The organism is Cellulomonas uda (genome assembly GCF_006538705.1).
GTDB lineage: Bacteria > Actinomycetota > Actinomycetes > Actinomycetales > Cellulomonadaceae > Cellulomonas > Cellulomonas uda.
Genome location: NZ_BJLP01000063.1, coordinates 1 through 18,984, shown reverse-complemented (window position 1 = coordinate 18,984; position 18,984 = coordinate 1). Strand labels below are relative to the sequence as shown.

The 18,984-nt window shown below is 74.0% G+C and carries 20 protein-coding genes; 13 read left to right on the top strand and 7 right to left on the bottom strand.

What is annotated here, in order from left to right:
* From CUD01_RS14830 to CUD01_RS14815, 4 genes are all read left to right on the top strand, one after another.
* Window positions 1–698, top strand: a 698-nt coding sequence (locus CUD01_RS14830; protein ID WP_141322225.1) for an SDR family NAD(P)-dependent oxidoreductase, incomplete at its 5' end; no start/stop codon positions are given.
* Window positions 699–727: 29 nt separating this feature from the next.
* Window positions 728–1,306 (top strand): orotate phosphoribosyltransferase, encoded by a 579-nt coding sequence (gene pyrE, locus CUD01_RS14825; RefSeq protein WP_094180977.1) that lies wholly within the window; start codon window positions 728–730, stop codon window positions 1,304–1,306.
* Between the two features lie 35 nt (window positions 1,307–1,341).
* On the top strand, window positions 1,342–2,061 hold the full coding sequence (locus CUD01_RS14820; RefSeq protein WP_141322224.1) for a type III secretion system chaperone family protein: 720 nt from the start codon (window positions 1,342–1,344) through the stop codon (window positions 2,059–2,061).
* A gap of 31 nt (window positions 2,062–2,092) precedes the next feature.
* A complete protein-coding gene (locus CUD01_RS14815; protein ID WP_094180975.1) occupies window positions 2,093–2,662 on the top strand; it encodes a LemA family protein in 570 nt (189 codons plus the stop codon).
* Between the two features lie 240 nt (window positions 2,663–2,902).
* Here the strand turns inward: CUD01_RS14815 and CUD01_RS14810 are convergent, their stop codons facing one another.
* From CUD01_RS14810 to CUD01_RS14795, 4 genes are all read right to left on the bottom strand, one after another.
* Complete coding sequence (locus CUD01_RS14810; protein WP_141322222.1) at window positions 2,903–3,817, bottom strand: YwiC-like family protein; 915 nt, start codon at window positions 3,815–3,817, stop codon at window positions 2,903–2,905.
* Window positions 3,818–3,913: 96 nt separating this feature from the next.
* The gene (locus CUD01_RS14805; protein WP_141322220.1) at window positions 3,914–4,693 is read right to left on the bottom strand and encodes an SDR family NAD(P)-dependent oxidoreductase; all 780 of its coding nucleotides are present in this window, start codon (window positions 4,691–4,693) and stop codon (window positions 3,914–3,916) included.
* Window positions 4,694–4,790: 97 nt separating this feature from the next.
* Window positions 4,791–5,564: an HAD-IIA family hydrolase gene (locus CUD01_RS14800; protein WP_094180973.1), complete on the bottom strand. Its 774-nt coding sequence runs from the start codon at window positions 5,562–5,564 to the stop codon at window positions 4,791–4,793.
* Window positions 5,561–6,289, bottom strand: coding sequence for a VTT domain-containing protein (locus CUD01_RS14795; protein ID WP_141322218.1), 729 nt, complete (start codon window positions 6,287–6,289; stop codon window positions 5,561–5,563). The genes CUD01_RS14800 and CUD01_RS14795 overlap by 4 nt, the downstream gene beginning before the upstream one ends.
* 181 nt (window positions 6,290–6,470) lie before the next feature.
* On the opposite strand from CUD01_RS14795, the gene CUD01_RS14790 reads away from it, so the two are divergent.
* From CUD01_RS14790 to fbaA, 3 genes are all read left to right on the top strand, one after another.
* Window positions 6,471–7,520 (top strand): NAD(P)H-dependent flavin oxidoreductase, encoded by a 1,050-nt coding sequence (locus tag CUD01_RS14790; RefSeq protein WP_141322216.1) that lies wholly within the window; start codon window positions 6,471–6,473, stop codon window positions 7,518–7,520.
* 56 nt (window positions 7,521–7,576) lie between these two features.
* Window positions 7,577–8,212 (top strand): TrmH family RNA methyltransferase, encoded by a 636-nt coding sequence (locus CUD01_RS14785; RefSeq protein WP_371860801.1) that lies wholly within the window; start codon window positions 7,577–7,579, stop codon window positions 8,210–8,212.
* A gap of 127 nt (window positions 8,213–8,339) precedes the next feature.
* Complete coding sequence (gene fbaA / locus CUD01_RS14780; protein ID WP_094180969.1) at window positions 8,340–9,362, top strand: class II fructose-bisphosphate aldolase; 1,023 nt, start codon at window positions 8,340–8,342, stop codon at window positions 9,360–9,362.
* Between the two features lie 79 nt (window positions 9,363–9,441).
* Here fbaA and CUD01_RS14775 read toward each other — a convergent pair whose 3' ends face one another.
* A complete protein-coding gene (locus CUD01_RS14775; RefSeq protein ID WP_244937798.1) occupies window positions 9,442–9,777 on the bottom strand; it encodes an STAS domain-containing protein in 336 nt (111 codons plus the stop codon).
* A gap of 275 nt (window positions 9,778–10,052) precedes the next feature.
* On the opposite strand from CUD01_RS14775, the gene CUD01_RS14770 reads away from it, so the two are divergent.
* Window positions 10,053–12,188: an ATP-binding SpoIIE family protein phosphatase gene (locus tag CUD01_RS14770; protein WP_244937797.1), complete on the top strand. Its 2,136-nt coding sequence runs from the start codon at window positions 10,053–10,055 to the stop codon at window positions 12,186–12,188.
* Between the two features lie 97 nt (window positions 12,189–12,285).
* Here the strand turns inward: CUD01_RS14770 and CUD01_RS14765 are convergent, their stop codons facing one another.
* A complete protein-coding gene (locus tag CUD01_RS14765; RefSeq protein ID WP_141322215.1) occupies window positions 12,286–12,645 on the bottom strand; it encodes an STAS domain-containing protein in 360 nt (119 codons plus the stop codon).
* Window positions 12,646–12,854: 209 nt separating this feature from the next.
* On the opposite strand from CUD01_RS14765, the gene CUD01_RS14760 reads away from it, so the two are divergent.
* Both CUD01_RS14760 and CUD01_RS14755 read left to right on the top strand, forming a co-directional pair.
* Window positions 12,855–13,283 carry a DUF3151 domain-containing protein gene (locus CUD01_RS14760; protein WP_094180966.1) on the top strand — a complete coding sequence of 143 codons (429 nt, stop codon included), beginning with the start codon at window positions 12,855–12,857 and terminating at the stop codon, window positions 13,281–13,283.
* Window positions 13,284–13,452: 169 nt separating this feature from the next.
* Window positions 13,453–14,739, top strand: a complete 1,287-nt coding sequence (locus CUD01_RS14755) for an adenylosuccinate synthase (protein WP_141322213.1) — start codon at window positions 13,453–13,455, stop codon at window positions 14,737–14,739.
* A 67-nt stretch (window positions 14,740–14,806) separates the two neighbouring features.
* Here CUD01_RS14755 and CUD01_RS14750 read toward each other — a convergent pair whose 3' ends face one another.
* On the bottom strand, window positions 14,807–16,141 hold the full coding sequence (locus CUD01_RS14750; RefSeq protein WP_141322211.1) for an MFS transporter: 1,335 nt from the start codon (window positions 16,139–16,141) through the stop codon (window positions 14,807–14,809).
* 120 nt (window positions 16,142–16,261) lie between these two features.
* Here CUD01_RS14750 and CUD01_RS14745 point away from each other — a divergent pair, with 120 nt between their 5' ends.
* The 3 genes from CUD01_RS14745 to CUD01_RS14735 all read left to right on the top strand — a co-directional run.
* A complete protein-coding gene (locus tag CUD01_RS14745) occupies window positions 16,262–16,975 on the top strand; it encodes a winged helix-turn-helix domain-containing protein (protein WP_244937796.1) in 714 nt (237 codons plus the stop codon).
* A 171-nt stretch (window positions 16,976–17,146) separates the two neighbouring features.
* Window positions 17,147–18,412 carry a phosphoribosylamine--glycine ligase gene (gene purD, locus CUD01_RS14740; RefSeq protein WP_141322206.1) on the top strand — a complete coding sequence of 422 codons (1,266 nt, stop codon included), beginning with the start codon at window positions 17,147–17,149 and terminating at the stop codon, window positions 18,410–18,412.
* A gap of 99 nt (window positions 18,413–18,511) precedes the next feature.
* On the top strand, window positions 18,512–18,984 hold a 473-nt coding region (locus tag CUD01_RS14735), incomplete at its 3' end, for a phosphoribosylaminoimidazolesuccinocarboxamide synthase (protein WP_280525831.1).

Genomic DNA, 18,984 nt, shown 5'->3' with positions numbered 1-18,984 from the left:
CCCCCCGCCTCACCCGGCTCGCGCACCAGCTCGAGGCGGGTGCGGGCGTGCGCGCGGAGGTGCTCGTCGCGGACCTGGCCGACCGGGGCCAGGTCGAGCGCGTCGCGGACCGGCTGCGCGACGACGAGCACCCGGTGGGGCTCCTGGTGAACAACGCGGGCCTGGGGCTCAACCAGCGCTTCGTCGGGGGCGACCTCGAGCGTGAGGAGCGCGCGCTGGACCTCATGGTCCGCACGCCCATGGTCCTGTCGCACGCCGCCGCGGGGTCGATGGTCCGACGAGGCCGCGGTGCGGTCCTCAACGTCGCGTCGATCGCGGCGCTGCTCGCGTCGGGCACGTACTCGGCGCACAAGGCGTGGGTGCGCTCGTTCACCGAGGGGCTCGCGGTCGAGCTCAAGGGCACGGGCGTGACGGCGACCGCGCTGTGCCCCGGGTTCGTGCGGACGGAGTTCCACGAGCGCGGTGCGATCGACGTCTCGTCGTACCCGGACTTCGCGTGGCTCGACGCCGAGGACGTCGTCGCGCGTGCGCTCGCCGACGTCCGGCGCGGGGTCGTCATCTCCACGCCGAGCCTGCGGTACCGCTCCGTCGCCGCGGCCGCGCGGCTCGCCCCGCGCGGTGCGGTGCGCGCGGTCGGTCGCTACCGCAAGGCCCTCGAGCTGCCGGGTGACGCGGGGCCCGTGGACGACGCCCGCTGAGCCCTGCCGCCCGGCGGTAACCTTCCCGCGTGACCGACGCCACCCTCGCCGCCAGCCCTCGGGACCAGCTCCGCACGCTCATCAAGGACCTCGCCGTCGTGCACGGCAGGGTGACGCTCTCGTCGGGCCGCGAGGCCGACTACTACGTCGACCTGCGTCGCGTCACGCTGCACCACCGTGCCGCCCCGCTGATCGGCCACCTCATGCTCGACCTGCTGGAGGAGTCCGGTCTGGGCACCGCCGAGGTCGACGCGGTCGGCGGGCTCACGCTCGGCGCGGACCCCGTCGCGACGTCCGTGCTGCACGCCGCGGCGAGCCGCGGTCAGGACGTCGACGCGTTCGTGGTTCGCAAGGCCGGCAAGGCCCACGGCCTGCAGCGCCGCATCGAGGGCCCGGACGTGACGGGCCGCCGCGTCGTCGTGCTCGAGGACACCTCCACCACGGGCGGCTCCGCGATCACCGCGGTCGAGGCCGTGCGCGAGGCGGGGGGCGAGGTCGCGGGGGTCGCGGTGATCGTCGACCGCGGCACGGGCGCCCGCGAGGCGGTCGAGGCGCTCGGCGTCCCGTACCACTTCCTGTTCGACCTCTCCGACCTCGGCCTGGCCTGACCGCCGGCAGGACGCCGAGACGGAGGTGCGCAATGGTGGGCGTTGACGCAGGGCTCGGACCCGCGTTCAACCCGATCTGGCTGCTGGTGGTCGGCGGCGCCCTGATGGTGCTGCTGGTGGTGTGGTCGACGATCTCGAACCGCAAGCACCAGGCGGCCCTCGACGCGTGGCTCGCGGCTCGCGGCTGGCGCCGCCAGCCCGCGGACCGCTCGCTCGTGAGCCGATGGCGCGGGTCCCCGTTCGGCACCGGTGACAACCGCAAGGTCGCGGACGTCGTGGCGGGCACGTTCCAGGGCCGCCGGCTCATGTCGTTCGCGTACTCCTACGAGACGTCGAGCACGGACTCGGACGGCCGGCGCAGCACCACGACCCACACGTTCCACGTCGTCACCCTCGAGCTGCCGGCGTTCCTGCCGGACCTCGAGGTCACGCCGGAGTCGATCGGCTCCCGGATCGCGAGCGCGTTCGGCAGGACGGACCTCGACGTCGAGTCCGACGAGTTCAACAAGCGCTTTGCAGTGCGGGCGACGGACCTCGCGGTGGGGCACGCGATCCTGCACCCGCGGCTCGTCGAGCGGTTGCTGCGCGAGGACCGCGTGGCGTGGCGGATCGAGGGCACCACGGTGCTCACCTGGTCCGCGGGCCGCACGGACCTGCAGCGACTCGACGCGCGGATCGCGCTGCTCGTGGCGATCGCGGACGCCGTCCCTCGTCACGTCTGGCTGGACCACGGGCACGACCCGCTGGCCCGCTAGGCTCACCGGTACCCCTGGAGAAGGAGCTCTCGTGCCTGCTGGAGCCATCGTCGCGATCGTCGTGGTCGCGCTGGTCGTCATCGTCCTGCTGTGGGCCGTCGCGCAGTACAACGCGCTCGTGCGCCTGCGGAACCTGGTGCAGGAGTCGTGGCGTCAGATCGACGTCGAGCTGCACCGCCGGCACGACCTGATCCCGAACCTCGTCGAGACGGTCAAGGGCTACGCGGCTCACGAGCGCGCGGTGTTCGACGAGGTCACGCGCGCCCGCGCCGCCGCGGCCGGGACGGGTGCGTCCGTCGCCGAGCAAGCCGTGCAGGAGAACCAGCTGACGCAGGCGCTCGGTCGCCTCTTCGCGGTCGCGGAGAACTACCCCGTGCTGCGCGCGAGCGAGAACTTCCAGCAGCTGCAGAACGAGCTGTCGACGACCGAGGACCGGATCGCCGCCGCGCGCCGCTTCTACAACGCGAACGTCCGCAGCCTCAACACCAAGATCGAGACGTTCCCGACGAACGTCATCGCGGGCATGTTCCACTTCGAGCGCGCCGAGTACTTCGAGGTGCAGGACCCGCAGGTCCGTCAGGCGCCGACGGTCCAGTTCTGACCTGAGCAGCCGAAGGCCGGTCGCCCGAGCGACCGGCCTTCGTCATGCCCGCCACCCCACCCGCCCCGCCACCCCACCCGCCCCGCCGCCCGCCTGACCCGCCGACTGCGCACGTTCCTGCGCGAGCGCGGGCGGCGGACGTCAGCACCCGGGCCGGAACGTGCGCGGTCGGAGGTGGGGGTGCCGCCGGGGCGAGGGCGCCGGGGTGGGGACGCCGGGGTGGGGATGGCGGGGGCGTGGTCAGCCGACGAGGGACGGCGCCGCGAGCGCAGGCACGGCGAGCGCGGCCGCGGTCACCGCGAGCGTCGCCGCGATCTCGCCGAACCCGATCGCCCTCGGGCTCGGCCATGGGCGGCGGCGCGGGACGAGGACCGCGCGCGCGAGCAGGCCCGCGGCGGCGACGACGAGGGCGACCGCGACCGCGATGCTCCCCGCGGCACGCTCGTGCGTGACCTGCACGGCCAGGACCGCGACGGCCGCCACCACGAGCAGCGCGTGCCAGGCCACCGACACCGAGAGCACCGCGCGGTTCCCGCGCTCGCGCAGGAGCGTCTTGACGTACGGCACGGTCCCGAAGAAGTATCCGGCGAGCACGGCGGTGACGGCCCAGGCCGCCGGGTCGTCGGCGCCCGGCGGCACCCACGTGCCCGTGAGTGCGGTCGCGGGCGGCGTGCCGTCGTGGCCGAGCCCGGCCGACACCACGGTCATGAGCACCGCGGCACCCACCGTCACACCGTCGTTGAGCCAGGACCGGTCCGCGCGCCGCAGCGAGCACACGAGGCTCGTCGCGAGCAGCGCGCCGTACACCGGCGCCCAACGCAGCAGACCGGGCGCGGTCGCGAGCAGCGTGCCGCCGAGCAGGACGAGCGCGGTGGCGTAGGCGCGCACCGGGGGCAGGTAGCGCGGTCGTCGGGACGCGCGCAGCCACAGCCCGGTCGCGTGGAACGCGAGGTACGCGGTGAGCCAGGTGACCAGCAGGAGCGCGGTGCGCCAGGTGGGGGACGTCAGGACACCGCCGACGAGCACGGGGACGACGAGCATCGCCCACGCGCCGTGCTCACGGGGCACCCACCCGGGCCCGCGCCGCCGCGACGCGGGCCGTGCACCGGCGGTGCGCGGCGTGGTCGGTCGAGCCGGTGCGCGGGAGGTGGGCATGCGCGCAGGATCGCCCGCAGGCGCCCGGTTCATCCCGGGACCAAGGTCCCGGGTGGGCGTCGTCCCGCCCCGGGAGGGCGGGACGACGCGCGGGCCTCACATGGTGGTCGAGTCGTACGAGACGCCGCCGGAGACGTCCCAGCCGCCGTCGACGAGCAGCACCTGACCGTTGACGAACGAGCCCTCGTTCAGCAGGAACGAGACGGCCGCGGCGAGCTCCTCGGGCCGGCCCCAGCGTCCGATGGTGGTGGTCGCGAGGCTCGCGGCCGCACCGTCGGGCGTGGCCAGGTAGGCGCTGTTGATCGGGGTCTCGACGGTCCCCGGTGCGATCGCGTTGACCAGGATCCCCTGCCGGCCGTACTCGACGGAGGCCTGCCGCGTGAGCGCCTCGACCGCGCCCTTGGACGCGCTGTAGGAGGCGAGCCCCTGCAGGCCCTTGTGGGCGGCGAGCGACGCGATGTTGACGATCCGGCCGCCGCCACGCGCGAGCATCGAGGGGATGACGGCGCGCATGCCGAGCCAGATGCCCTTGGCGTTGATGCCGAGGACGGTGTCCCAGGCCTCCTCGGTGAGCTCGAGGACCGTGTCGGTGCTGAGGCGGTTGACGACGCCCGCGACGGCTGCGAGCAGGTCGACGCCGCCGAACCGATCGGTGACGGCGGCCATCGCGGCGTCCCAGTCGGCGGCCTTCGAGACGTCGAGCGTGACGGCCATCGCGGTGCCGCCGGCGGCCTCGATCTGGGCGACGGTGTCGTCGGTCGGCTGCACGTCCGCGCAGACGACGGCGTGGCCGTCCGCCGCGAGCCGGATGGCGGTGGCCCGGCCGATGCCGCTGTGCGCTCCGGTGACGAGTGCGACCTTCTGGGTCGTGTCCATCGTGACCTCCTCCTCGCATGTCCCACGGCCGAGGGGTACGGCTGTGGTCATGCCAGCGTAAGGCGATGGAAAAGTCGTCCCCGGGACGAAGGGACCGTCAGACGCGCTCGACGAGGTCCGCGACGGACTCCACGATCTCGGACGGCCGGAACGGGAAGCGCTCGACCTCCTCGCGCCGGGTCGAGCCGGTGAGCACCAGGTAGGTGCGCAGGCCGGCCTCGATGCCGGCGACGACGTCGGTGTCCATGCGGTCCCCGACCATCGCGGTCGTCTCCGAGTGCGCGCCGAGCCGGTTGAGGGCCGTGCGCATCATGATCGGGTTCGGCTTGCCGACGAAGTACGGCTGACGTCCGGTGGCGGCCTGGATCATCGCGGCGACGGCGCCCGTCGCGGGCAGGTCGCCCTCGATCGACGGACCCGTGACGTCCGGGTTGGTGCAGATGAACCGCGCACCGCCCTGGATCAGCCGGATCGCCTTGGTGATGGCCTCGAACGAGTAGGTGCGCGTCTCGCCGAGCACGACGAAGTCGGGCTCGGCGGCGGTGAGCGTGTAGCCCGCCTCGTACAGCGCGGTGGTCAGGCCGGCCTCGCCGATGACGTACGCCGACCCGGTGGGCATCTGGTCGACGAGGAACCGCGCGGTCGCGAGGGCGGAGGTCCAGATCGCGCCCTCGGGCAGGTCGATGCCCGAGGTGGCGAGACGCGCCCGCAGGTCGCGCGGCGTGAAGATCGAGTTGTTGGTCAGGACCAGGAACGGGCGTTCGGCGTCCCGCAGCGCGCGCACGAACTCGGCCGCGCCGGGCACGGCGATGCCCTCGTGCACGAGCACGCCGTCCATGTCGGACAGCCAGGCACGGATCTCGCGGGTCACTCGAACACCTTCCGCTCGACCTCGGCCCGCTCGGCCGGCTCGTCGTACCGGGTGTCGCGCGCCCGACGCCTCGCCCGCCAGACCTCCCACACCATCGGCAGCACCGAGATCAGGACGAGGACGACGAGCAGCACCTCGATGTTGTCCTTGACGAACGAGACGTTGCCGAGCGCGTAGCCGAGCATGGTCACGCCGACGCCCCACAGCAGGGCACCGATCACGTTGTAGGACACGAAGTGCCGGTAGCTCATCTTGCCGACACCCGCGGCGACCGGGGCGTACGTGCGCACGATGGGCACGAAGCGCGCGACGATGATGGTGCGGCCGCCGTACTTGTCGAAGTAGGCGTACGTCTGGTCGATGTACGACTGCTTGAAGAACCGCGAGTCGGGCCGCCGGAACACCCGGGGACCGAGCTTGCGCCCGATGAGGAACGCCGTCTGGTCGCCCAGGAACGCCGCGAGGAAGATCAGCAGGCACAGCAGCCACAGCGGGAAGTCGAGGAACTGCTGCGCGACGAGCGCGCCCGCGGTGAACAGCAGCGAGTCGCCGGGCAGGAACGGGAACAGCAGCCCGGTCTCGATGAACACGACGACGACGATGCCGATGAGCGCCGCACCGCCGAACGACTGGATGAGGTGGTCGGCGTTGAGGAAGTCGGGCCCGAGAGCGGGGACCGGCCCCGCGGCGTGGAGCGCGGCCGTCAGCGCGGTCGTCGTGAGCATACGGTCCAGCGTACGGGGCGGTGTGTGTGGGCCTTGCGTCCGGACTGCGAGGTTCACACGGACGTCCGGACGACCCCGCGCCGGTCGACGCGCTCGCTAGGCTCGCGGTCGGCCGGACGGCCGCGCCGTGACCTGAGGGTGACCTGAGGGCGACGTGAGGGTGACGTGAGGGGGACACGACATGACCGGCCGCCTGGAGGCCCTGCTCGGCATCGACGTCCCGGTCGTGCTCGGGCCGTTCGGCGGGCTGTCGTCGGTGGAGCTGACCGCGACGGTCAGCCGGCTCGGCGGGCTCGGGTCCTACGGGCTGTACGGCTACGCGCCGGACCGCGTCGCGCGCACGGCGGCCGAGCTGCGGGCCGCGACGGACCGGCCGTTCGCGCTCAACGTGTGGCTCGCGACGGGCGACGAGGTGCGCCCCGGCCAGGTCGACCTGACGGGTCCGCGCGCCGCGGTGGACGCGTTCTTCGCCGAGCTCGGCCTGGCGCAGCCCGACGAGCCCGCGGCCTTCCTGCCGGACGTCGACGAGCAGCTCGCGGCGGTCCTCGACGCGCGTCCGGCCGTGCTGAGCGTGGTGTACGGCGTCCCCGCGCCCTGGGTCGTCCAGACCGCGCACGAGCGCGGCACGTGCGTCGTCGGGACCGCGACGACCGTCGACGAGGCGCGGGCGCTCGCGGACGCGGGGGTGGACGCGGTGGTCGCGTCCGGCGCGGAGGCGGCCGGGCACCGCGTGTCGTTCCTGCACGACCCGGCCGACGCCCTCGTCGGGACGTTCGCGCTGGTCCCGCAGGTCGTGGACGCCGTGCGCGTGCCCGTGCTCGCGGCCGGGGGAGTCGCGGACCGGCGGGGTGTGGCCGCCGCCCGCGCGCTCGGCGCGCACGGCGTGGTCGTCGGCACGGCGTTCCTGCGCACGCGTCAGTCGGCCGCGAGCGAGGCGTACCGGGCGGCGATCGCGGCGAGCCCCGCGCACGGCACGGTCCTCACGCGGGCGATGAGCGGGCGGCTCGCGCGCGGCGTGCCGAACCGTGCGGTGCGCACCATCGAGGCGTCCGGTGCGATCGCCCCGTTCCCGGCGCAGAACTGGCTCACGGGGCGGTTCCGCGCGCCGGCCGCGGGCCGCGACGAGGCCGGGCTGCTCTCACTGTGGGCCGGGCAGTCCGCCGCGCTCGCCACGTGGGACGACGCGGGGGCGGTGTTCGCCGAGCTCGTCGCGGGTCTGCGCGACGGTTGACCGACACACCGGTCCTCGACGGGAGCGCACGCGGGTCCGGGGCTACTTTGGAGCGCGTGGAGGAGTCCGAGATCGGTGTCCCCCCGTGGCCGGGCGGACCGCAGGCGTGGCCCGACGCGCCGCACTACGACCCGGAGCTGCTCGCGCACGGGGACCGGCGCAACGTCGCGGACCGGTACCGCTACTGGACGCTCGAGGCGATCGTCGCCGACCTCGACGCGCGTCGGCACACGTTCCACGTGGCGATCGAGAACTGGCAGCACGACCTCAACATCGGGTCCGTCGTGCGGACCGCGAACGCGTTCCTCGCGGCGCGCGTGCACATCGTCGGACGGCGCCGCTGGAACCGGCGGGGTGCGATGGTGACGGACCGGTACCAGCACGTGCAGCACCACGCGAGCGTCGGTGAGCTCATCGACTGGGCCAACGACGAGGACCTGCCGGTGCTCGGGGTCGACAACCTGCCGGGGTCGGTGCCGATCGAGGGCTACCCCCTGCCGCGCGCGTGCGTGCTGCTGTTCGGCCAGGAGTCCGTGGGCCTGTCCGACGAGGCGCGCGCGGCGGCGGTCGACGTGCTGCACATCGCGCAGTTCGGCTCGACGCGGTCGATCAACGCCGGCGCCGCGGCGGCGATCGCGATGCACGCGTGGGTCGAGCAGCACGCCGACCTCCCCGCACCCGCGGAGGCGTGAGCGCCGCCCCGGACGTACGACGCCGCAGGTGACGTCCATGGGAAGGACGTCCCGGCCACCGAGACGGCGGGTAGTGGCAGACTCGGTGCCGACACCACCCCCATCCAGCCACAGGAGTTGTGAGCGCATGGCCATCGCCACCCCCGAGGTGTACGCGGAGATGATCGACCGGGCGAAGGCGGGCAAGTTCGCCTACCCGGCCGTCAACATCACGTCGTCCCAGACCGTCACCGCCGCCATCCAGGGCTTCGCGGAGGCCGAGTCGGACGGCATCATCCAGGTCTCCGTCGGCGGTGCGGAGTACGCGTCCGGCTCGACGATCAAGGACCGCATCGCCGGTTCGCTCGCGCTCGCCGCGTACGCGCGTGAGGTCGCCAAGAACTACGACGTGACCATCGCGCTGCACACCGACCACTGCGTCAAGAAGAACCTCGACTCCTGGGTCCGCCCGCTGCTCGCGCTCGAGGCCGAGCAGGTCAAGCGCGGCGAGGACCCCACGTTCCAGTCGCACATGTTCGACGGCTCGGACATCCCGCTCGAGGAGAACCTCGTCATCGCCGCGGAGCTCCTCGAGCTGTCGCAGGCCGCGCGCACGATCCTCGAGATCGAGGTCGGCGTCGTCGGTGGCGAGGAGGACGGCCACGAGGCCGAGATCAACGAGAAGCTCTACACGACGGCCGAGGACGGCCTCGCCACGGTCCGCGCGCTCGGCGCCGGCGAGAAGGGCCGTTACCTGACGGCCCTCACGTTCGGCAACGTGCACGGCGTGTACAAGCCGGGTGCGGTCAAGCTGCGCCCGTCGATCCTCGCGGACATCCAGAAGGCCGTCGGCGCCGAGATCGGCAAGGAGAACCCGTTCGACCTCGTGTTCCACGGCGGTTCGGGCTCGACGGCCGCGGAGATCGCCGAGGCGGTCGACAACGGCGTCATCAAGATGAACATCGACACGGACACGCAGTACGCGTTCACGCGTCCCGTGGTCGGTCACATCTTCACGAACTACGACGGCGTCCTGAAGGTCGACGGCGAGGTCGGCAACAAGAAGGCGTACGACCCGCGTGCGTGGGGCAAGCTGGCCGAGGCCGGCATGGCTGCGCGCATCGTCGAGGCGTGCCAGCAGCTGCGCTCGGCGGGCCAGAAGATCCGCTGACGCGAGCGCACCTCGCGTGCGACGCACGAGCCGCCGCGGTCCTTCGTCGGACCGCGGCGGCTCGTCGTGCACCCGGGACCTACGGGGTGGGCGTCACGTCGGGCGCGACGGGCTGGAACTCCCGCTCGTCGGACTCCTCGACGACGTCCAGGAGCTCGCCGATCCGCGTGACCTCCAGCAGGAAGCGCACGGTCGGCGGGACGCGCAGCAACCGCACGCGGTGCTGCGACCGGATCGACAGCCGGGCGAGGAACGCCACGCCCGACGAGTCCATGAACGTGACGTGGTGCGCGTCCACCTCGATCGGCAGGCCCGCGTTCTCGGCCTCGGTGGTGGCCTCGTGCAGCTCGGGGCCGAGGTCGGCGTCGACCTCCCCGGACAGGACGATCCTCGTCGTGTCCGCCCCGACGATCACGTGGACGCCCCCCTGCTCCCCGCCACCTGGTGACGAGGAGCGCGTCGGGCCGGCCGTCGGCTGGACGGGCCCGCCCTCCATCGTGCTGTTACCGTCGCGCACGGTGCTCCTTCCGCGAGTGGCGACGACAGGACGACGTCGCACCCGTTCGGCACGCTAGACGATCGGAGGTGGTGGTGGTCAACACCCCGGGCACGACCCGTACGTCCGGATCTGTCGAGGAGGCCCCGACCGACCCACCGGTCGGCCCGTCGACGGGCCCGTCGACAGCCCCCGTGACGGACGTCGTCGAGCCCCCGTCGACCACCCTGCTGGCGCGTGCGCTCGAGGCGACGATCGTGCCGTACGCGATGTGCGAGGCCGGCGACCTGCGCATCGTGTGGGCCAACGCGGCGTTCGAGCAGACGATGGGCTACGACGCTGCGGGGGCACGCGAGCGGCAGCGGCACCCGATCCCGGAGGCTGCCCGACGGCACGGCGAGATGGCGGCCCTGCGCGCGCGGCTCGCGCAGGGTGAGCCGACCACGGCCGAGCTGTCCATCCCGCGCGCGGACGGGTCGCTGTTCCCGTGCCGGGTGCACTTCGCGCCGGTCGACGAGCCCGACGACCGGCCCGCCGACACGCCCGGCACCCCGGCGCGGGGGCCGGCGCACTGGATCGTCGCGTTCGAGGACCGGTCCGAGCGGGTCTCGCACGACGAGCAGCAGGCGGCCCTCGTCGAGGCGGAGCGTCGCGAGCGACGCAGCGTCGGCATCATCGTGCAGGTCTCGGACCTGCTGATGGACGTCACGGACCGGGCGACGCCGCTGCACGAGATCGCGACGCTCCTGCGCCGCTCGGTCGTGTCGTGGGCGGCGTTCTACGTCAACGACGGCGGCCTGCGGCCCGTGGACGCGACGAGCGACGTCCGGCCCCCGTCCGGCCGCGGGAGCCGGCACGGCGAGCACCGCCGCCCGGACGGCGGCGACGTCGAGCACGCGCCGCAGGACGCCGTGCAGCAGCTGCTCGACGGTGACCGGGACCGGCCCGTGGAGCTCGCGCTGGACCGCGAGTACCCGCGAGCGAGCGCGTCGCACTGGTTGGTCGAGCGGGTCGCGCTCGAGTCGGGCGTCGACGGGCCGGACTCCGCGTTCGTCGTCCCGGTGCCCGGCCGGCGCCGGGTCATCGGCGTGCTCGTCGTCGTGCCGCGGCCCGAGGCGGGCGGTCGTCTGGAGGAGTCGACGACGACCGTGCTCGAGCTCATCGCGCGCCGCGTCGGGCTCGTGCTCGACAACGCACGCCTGTACGACCGCGAGCACCGCCTCGCGGAGACCCTGCAGCGCGCGATGCTTCCGCAGCAGGCCGAGGTCGACGGCCTCGACGTGTGGACGTACTACGCCCCCAACTCCGAGAACGCGCAGGTCGGCGGCGACTGGTACGACGTGCTGCAGATCGAGCAGGACGTCGTCGGTGTCGTGATCGGCGACGTGGTCGGGCACGACGTCGAGGCCGCGGCGGCCATGGGGCAGCTGCGCTCCGTGGTGCGGTCCTACGCGTACGACGTGACGCTGCCGGGGCCGGTGCTGGAGCGCGTCGACCAGCTCGTCGCCGGTATGCGGATCCCCCGCGCCGCCGGGCTCGTGCTGTCCACGCTGCACCGCCTGGGCGAGCGCTGGCTGCTGCGCTGGTCGCGCGCGGGGCACCTGCCCGTGCTGCACGTGCGCGGCGGTGAGGTCTCGCAGCTGCTGGGCGCGGGCGGGCCGCTCGTCGGGTTCGGCAACGGCCGGCGGGCCACGGCCGAGCTCGAGCTCGAACCCGGTGACGTGCTCGTCTACCACACGGACGGGCTCGTCGAGCGGCGCGACCGCGACCTGCGCGAGGGCCTCGACGCGCTGTCCCGCGTCGTGTCCGGTGTCACCGCGCGCGACTCCGCGGGTATCGGCGAGGAGCTGCTGTCCCGGCTCGCGGACCATCCCGAGGACGACGTCGCCGTCGTCGTCGTGCGCGTGCCCGACCCGCGGGACGTCGCGGAGCGTGGCCGCAGCCCGCGCCGCCGGCGCTGGTCGCTGCCGAGCGAGGCCGCGTCCGTGGGACGCGCGCGGCACGCGGTCGTGCGCACGTGCCACGCGTGGGAGATGCCCGACGCGTCCAACGCGGAGCTGGTCGTCTCCGAGCTCGTCGCGAACGCTGTCCTGCACGGTTACGGGCACGTCTCGTTGCAGCTGTACGACACGGGCGACGGCCTGCGCATCGAGGTCGAGGACGGCAACCCCGCCCCGCCCGTGACGACCGACGGCCACCCCGGCCGCGTCGGGGGGTTCGGCATGCAGATCGTCGAGCGCCTGGCCGACTGGGGCTGGCGGCAGTCGAGCCGCGGCAAGGTGGTGTGGGCCAAGGTGCGCCCGGGCGCGCTGCCGCCGACGGGTCGCTGACGAGCGTCAACGGCAGGATTCGTCGGCAGGGTTCGCCGGCAGGCGTCGCCGGAGGGCCTCGCCGCCGGGGTGGGCGTCCGACGGGCGTGACGAGGCGTCAGGTGGTCGCGGGCGCCGAGAAGTCCGACGTGGGCCGCGCGTCCTCGCAGCGGTGGTCCGCGTCGATGCGGAACAGCTCGAGCGCCCCGCACACCTCGAGCACGAACAGGTCGCGCGGGTCGGCCCCGCGCAGCGCCGCGGCGCCGCCGCGCTTGCGCGCCGAGTCGGCGAGGGAGATCAGGAAAGCCGCACCCGTGGAGTCCATGAACGTGACGCGGCACATGTCGATCACGACGAGCTGACGCCGCAGGCCGACGACGCGCGCGGCGACCTCGGGGAACTGGTCGCGCTCGGCGAGGTCGAGGTCGCCGGCGATCACGAGGGTCGTGCTCGTCGGCGACGTGGAGATCTCGATCATGTGTGCTGTCCGTCCCCGGGGGGTGTGGTGGCTCGGCGGGACGACACTAGTTGCGCCCGCGGCGGTCCGCACGCCGAACCGCTCGTGTGCCGGACGGTTGTCCGATTAGGCCCCGGTCGTCCCCTCGGACGCGTCGCGGGGGGCGGGCGAGAGGCCGACGAAGGCGCGCGGGTGCGGTGCCGCGGCGCGTGACGCGCCAGACTGGTGCCATGACCCACGAGAACCTGCTCGGCGGCCCCGAGCCGACCCTGCTGCCCGTCGACGGCGCCGACGCCGACGCCCGCGCCGCGCTCGCCGCGGGCGAGGACGCCCGGGGCGCGGTGCGCCTCGCGCCCGCCGCGTCGCTGGTGTGGGCGCTGCTCGCGGAGCAGGCGCTGCAGGACACGGGCGACCCGGTCGCGGCGTACGCGTACGCGCGCACCGGCTACCACCGCGGTCTGGACGCGCTGCGCCGCGCGGGCTGGCGCGGGCGCGGCCCGATCCCCGCGGACCACGAGCCGAACCAGGGCTTCCTGCGCGCGCTGCTGGCGCTGGCGGAGGCGGCGGACGCGATCGGCGAGTCGCAGGAGGCGGAGCGGTGTGAGCAGCTCCTCGTCGACTCCGGCACGTCGGCGCAGGAGGTCGCGGCGCTGCGCTGACGCCCGTCCGCCCGCCCGTACCCCCGCGCGCCCGCCCGGTGGACCGGTCCTGACCGTTTCTTGACCATCGGGTACCCTCTCGGAGGTACCGGGTCCTGTCGCCCTGTGCCCGCCGCCGCCCGACGACGCGGCTCGGCGAAAGCCTCAGGCAGGTGGGAGTGGTGATCAGATGCCCGCCGTCGTGGTGCTCGGCGTCCAGTGGGGCGACGAGGGCAAGGGCAAGGCGACCGACCAGCTCGGCTCGCGCATCGAGTACGTCGTGAAGTTCAACGGCGGCAACAACGCCGGCCACACGGTCGTCGTCGGCGGCGAGAAGTACGCGCTGCACCTGCTGCCGTCGGGCATCCTCTCCCCGGGCGTCGTCCCCGTGATCGGCAACGGCGTCGTGATCGACCTCGAGGTCCTGTTCCAGGAGATCGACGGGCTCGAGGGGCGCGGCGTGGACACCTCGCGCCTGCTCGTCTCGTCGGCCGCGCACGTCATCGCGCCCTACAACCGCACGGTCGACAAGGTCACGGAGCGGTTCCTCGGCAAGCGTCGCATCGGCACGACGGGTCGCGGCATCGGGCCGACGTACGCGGACAAGATCAACCGCGTCGGCATCCGCGTGCAGGACCTGTTCGACGAGAAGATCCTGAGCCAGAAGGTCGAGGGGGCCCTCGACCAGAAGAACCACCTGCTCGTGAAGGTGTACAACCGGCGCGCGATCACGGTCGAGGAGACGGTCGAGGACCTGCTGCGCCACGCCGAGCGCCTGCGCCCGTACGTCGCGGACACCCCGCTCGAGCTGAACCGCGCGCTCGACGCCGGCAAGACGCTCGTGTTCGAGGCGGGCCAGGCGACGATGCTCGACGTGGACCACGGCACGTACCCGTTCGTGACGTCGTCGTCGGCGACGGCGGGCGGCGCGTGCACCGGCTCTGGCGTGGGCCCGACCCGCATCGACCGGGTCGTCGGCGTCGCGAAGGCGTACACGACGCGCGTCGGCGAGGGTCCGTTCCCCACCGAGCTGCTGGACGACGACGGCGAGTGGCTGCGGCAGACCGGCGGCGAGTTCGGCACCACGACGGGCCGCCCGCGCCGCACCGGCTGGTACGACTCGGTGGTCTCGCGCTACGCGTCGCGCGTGAACGGCCTGACGGACATCGTCCTGACGAAGCTCGACGTGCTGACCGGCCGCGACCGCATCCCGGTGTGCGTCGCGTACGAGGTGGACGGCGAGCGCGTGGACGAGATGCCGCTGGACCAGTCGGACTTCCACCACGCGAGGCCGGTCTACGAGCTGCTCGACGGCTGGGACGAGGACATCACGGGCGCGCGGGAGTGGGACGACCTGCCGGCCGCCGCGCAGCGGTACCTCGAGTTCCTCGAGTCGGTCTCGGGGACGCGGATCAGCGCGATCGGCGTCGGCCCGGGCCGTGAGGCGACGATCATCAAGCACGACCTGCTCGACTGAGCGCACGCCGGGAGCCGGCGACGCGGGCCGCTGCCCCGTCGCCGGCTCTCGCCGTCCCTGGAGGGGCTCAGGCCGCGGCGGTCGGCGTCGCGGCGTGCGCGGCCGCCTCGGCGCGCTCGACGGTGCCGCGCCGGACGGTGAGCATGGGGTACGCGATCGCGAGCGCGGTGACGGCGGTCGCGCCGACGAAGACCGTGGGCAGCCCCGCGTGCTCCGCGACGACCCCGCCGAGCACCGCGCCCACGGGCATGAGGCCGAACCCGATGGTGCGCCCGGCGCCCGTGGTGCGGCCGAGCAGCGCGCGCGGCACGATCCGCTGACGCAGCGACTGCGAGAGGGTGTTGCCGACCGTGTTGGTCAGGCCGACGAGGAACATCGCGGCGGCCAGTGCGGGCACGTTCGGGAACAGCACCGGCACGAGCATGAGCGGCACGCACGCGAGCCAGCAGGCGTACATGACGCCGAGCTCGGGGAGCCGCGCGACGAGCCGCTCGGTGAGCAGCGAGCCGACGACCGCGCCCACGGCGAGCACCGCGGTGACGAGCGGGAAGTGCTCGGGCCGCATCTCGAGGCGTGACCCGGGCCCGACGACCCACAGCACGAACACCGCGAAGTAGGCCGTGCTCGCCATGTTCATGATGCCGCCGCCGATGACGAACGGTCGCAGCACGGGGTGGTGCACGACGTAGCGCAGGCCCTCGCGGACGTCGTCGACGGGCTTGCTCGGGGCGGTGCGCTCGGGCTTGTAGCGTCCGGGGACGCCGCGCAGCAGCACGGCGACGGCGACCACGGCGAGCGCCGCGGGCAGGCCGAACACCCAGCCGGTGCCGAGCGCGAGCAGCCCGCCCGCGACGGGTCCGCCGACGAACGTGTTGGTCACCTGCTGGACGGCGATGAGGCGTCCGTTGGCGGCCTGCAGACGGTCGCGGGGGACGACGTCCGGGACGAGCGAGGTCTGCGCGAGGTCGGCGAACACCTCGGTCACGCCGTAGAGCAGGACGAGCACGACGAGCGCGGGCATGGACAGCGCGTCCGTCAGGGCGAGCCACGCGCCCACGCCGAGCAGCGCGGCGCGTGCGGTGAGCGCGACGACCTGCGCGACGCGGCGGTCGGTGCGGTCGATCGCGACGCCGCCCGCGAGGCCGAGCAGGAGCCAGGGCAGCCAGGCGGCCGCCGACAGCAGCGCGATCTGGCCGGGGGAGCGCGTGAGCGTGAGGGCGACGAGGGGTGCGCCCATCTGCACGATGCCGTCGCCGAGGTTGGCGAGGCCGGTGGTGGTGAGCAGCGCCGTGAACCGCGAGCCGAGCGGCCCGGGGGTCGGGGTGTCGGCGGCGGGCGTGCCGACGACCTCGCGCGCAGGTGCCGCGGGGGTGACGTCCTGGGCCGTCTGCGTGGTGGTCATGGGTGCTCCCGGTACGCTCGTCGTCGTGCAGAGAACTCGATGCAAAGAAGTCTCTGCAAAGGAACGAGTGCAAAGGTATCTCTGCATATGGCCGAGCGCAAGGCCCCCGCGTCTGCCGACGTGCCCTCCGACGACGTGCCCTCCGACGACGTGCCTTCCGACGACGTGCGTTCCGACGACGTGCCCTCCGACGAGGACGCCACGCCGGACGAGGCCGCCGCGGCACAGGAGGGGGCAGCAGACTCGTCGGGACTGGGGGAGCTGCGCGACGCGCCCCGCGCGCTGGGCGCCGAGGCGCTCAAGTCGTTCGCGCACCCGCTGCGCATCGCGATGTACCGCTACCTGACGGCGCACGGCCGCGGCACCGCGAGCCAGGTCGCGCGTCACCTGGGGGAGAGCACGGGCCAGACCAGCTACCACCTGCGCCAGCTCGAGCGGCACGGCCTGATCGAGGACGACCCGACGGCACCCGCCGGTGGGCGTGAGCGGTGGTGGCGGCCGGTCGGCTTCACGCTCGACAGCCGGCACCTCGAGGACCCCGCGGCACGCCTCGCGGCGGACACCGCGCTGCGCGCCGTGATCGCCGAGCGCGCCGAGACCCTGCAGACGTGGTTCGACTCGATCACCACCGCGGCGCCCTGGGACGACGCGGCCGTGCACACCACGTCCTCCAGCGACCTCACGCTCGACGAGGCGGCGGCGCTCTCGCGCGAGCTCATCGCGGTCGTCGACCGGCACACCGACGCGGCCAAGGCCCGCAAGGACGCCGGTGAGACCGAGGGCCGCCGCCGCGTGCGGGTCTACGTCGACGTCTTCCCCCTCCCGCAGGACTGACCCCACCCGCCGACCGCGCACGCTGCTGCGCGACCGCTCACGCCGAGCGTGCGCGCTGGGGCCGGACCGTGCGCGCTCGGCGGTGGTGTTGGCGGGCTGGTCGGGGTGGGACGGGTGGGTGGGGTGGGACGCGGGGGCGTCGGCCGGGGCGTCGCGGGTACTCTCGCCGCCGTGAAGATCCTCGTCGTCGGCACCGGCGCCCGTGAGCACGCGATCACCCGAGCCCTCGCGCTCGACCCGTCCGTCACCGGGCTGCACGCGGCCCCCGGCAACCCGGGGATCGGCGCGGTGGCGACGCTGCACGCGGTCGACCCGCTCGACGGCACCGCGGTCGCGGGCCTCGCGCGCGAGCTCGGCGCGGACCTCGTCGTCGTGGGTCCCGAGGCGCCGCTCGTCGCGGGCGTCGCCGACGCGGTGCGCGGCGCGGGCATCCCGGTGTTCGGACCCTCCGCGCAGGCCGCGCGGCTCGAGGGCTCCAAGGCGTTCGCCAAGGAGGTCATGGCCGCCGCGGGCGTGCCGACGGCCGAGCCGCGCGTCGCGCGCACGGTCGACGAGGCCGTCGCCGCGATCGACGAGCTCGGGGCGCCGCACGTCGTCAAGGAGGACGGGCTCGCGGCGGGCAAGGGCGTCGTCGTCACCGAGGACCGGCAGGTCGCGGTCGACCACGCGCGCGCGTGCCTCGCCAAGGAGGGCGGCGCGGTCGTCGTCGAGGAGTACCTCGACGGTCCGGAGGTCTCGCTGTTCGTGCTCGCGGACGGCACGGACGTCGTCCCGCTGGTCCCCGCGCAGGACTTCAAGCGTGCGCTCGACGACGACAAGGGCCCCAACACGGGCGGCATGGGCGCGTACACGCCGCTGCCGTGGGCGCCCGAGGGCCTGGTCGAGGAGGTCCTCGAGACCGTCGCGCGCCCCACGGTCGCCGAGATGGCCCGCCGCGGCACGCCGTTCGTCGGCGTCCTGTACTGCGGCCTGGCGCTCACGTCGAAGGGCGTGCGCGTCGTGGAGTTCAACGCGCGGTTCGGCGACCCGGAGACGCAGGTCGTGCTCGCGCGGCTGCGCACCCCGCTCGCGGGCGTGCTGCACGCCGCCGCGACGGGCGGGCTGGGTGCGCTCGCGCCGCTCGAGTGGTCCGACGAGGCCGCGGTCACGGTGGTCGTCGCGTCCGAGGGGTACCCCGCCGCGCCGCGCACGGGCGACGTGATCACGGGTCTGGACGTCGCGGAGAGCGTCGAGGGCGTGCACGTGCTGCACGCGGGCACCGCGCTCGACGACGAGGGCCGCGTGGTCAGTGCGGGCGGCCGCGTGCTGTCGGTGACGGCCACCGGCGCGGACCTCGCGCAGGCGCGCGAGCGTGCGTACGTCGCGGTCGCGAGCATCGGCCTCGCGGGCTCGCACCACCGCGCCGACATCGCCGCGAAGGCCTCCGCCGCGTCCTGACCTCGCGGGTCGCACGGGCGCGAGCGCGGGCGCGCTGCGAGCAGCCCACAGGCTGACCAGGATGTGACCTCGCGGCCCGCGCCCGCCACACTGGGCTCCGTGACCCACGACGCCACGGAGCCCTCGGCTGCGACGATCCCCGGCTGGACGCACACCTACTCCGGCAAGGTGCGGGACCTGTACGTGCCCGACGAGGGCGTCGAGGGCCGCGCCGTGCGTGAGCAGCACGGCGACGTGGTACTCGTCGTCGCGAGCGACCGGGTCTCGGCGTACGACCACGTGCTCTCCCCGGGCGTCCCGGACAAGGGCGTGGTGCTCACGCAGCTGTCGCTGTGGTGGTTCGAGCAGCTCGCGGACCTCGTGCCCAGCCACGTCGTGTCGACCGACGTGCCGGCCGCGGTCGCCGGGCGCGCGATGATCTGCCGGCGTCTGCAGATGTTCCCGGTCGAGTGCGTCGTGCGCGGCTACCTCACCGGCTCGGGGCTCGCGGAGTACCGCGCGTCGGGCGAGGTGACCGGGATCGAGCTGCCCGCGGGGCTCGTCGACGGCTCGCGGCTGCCCGAGCCGATCTT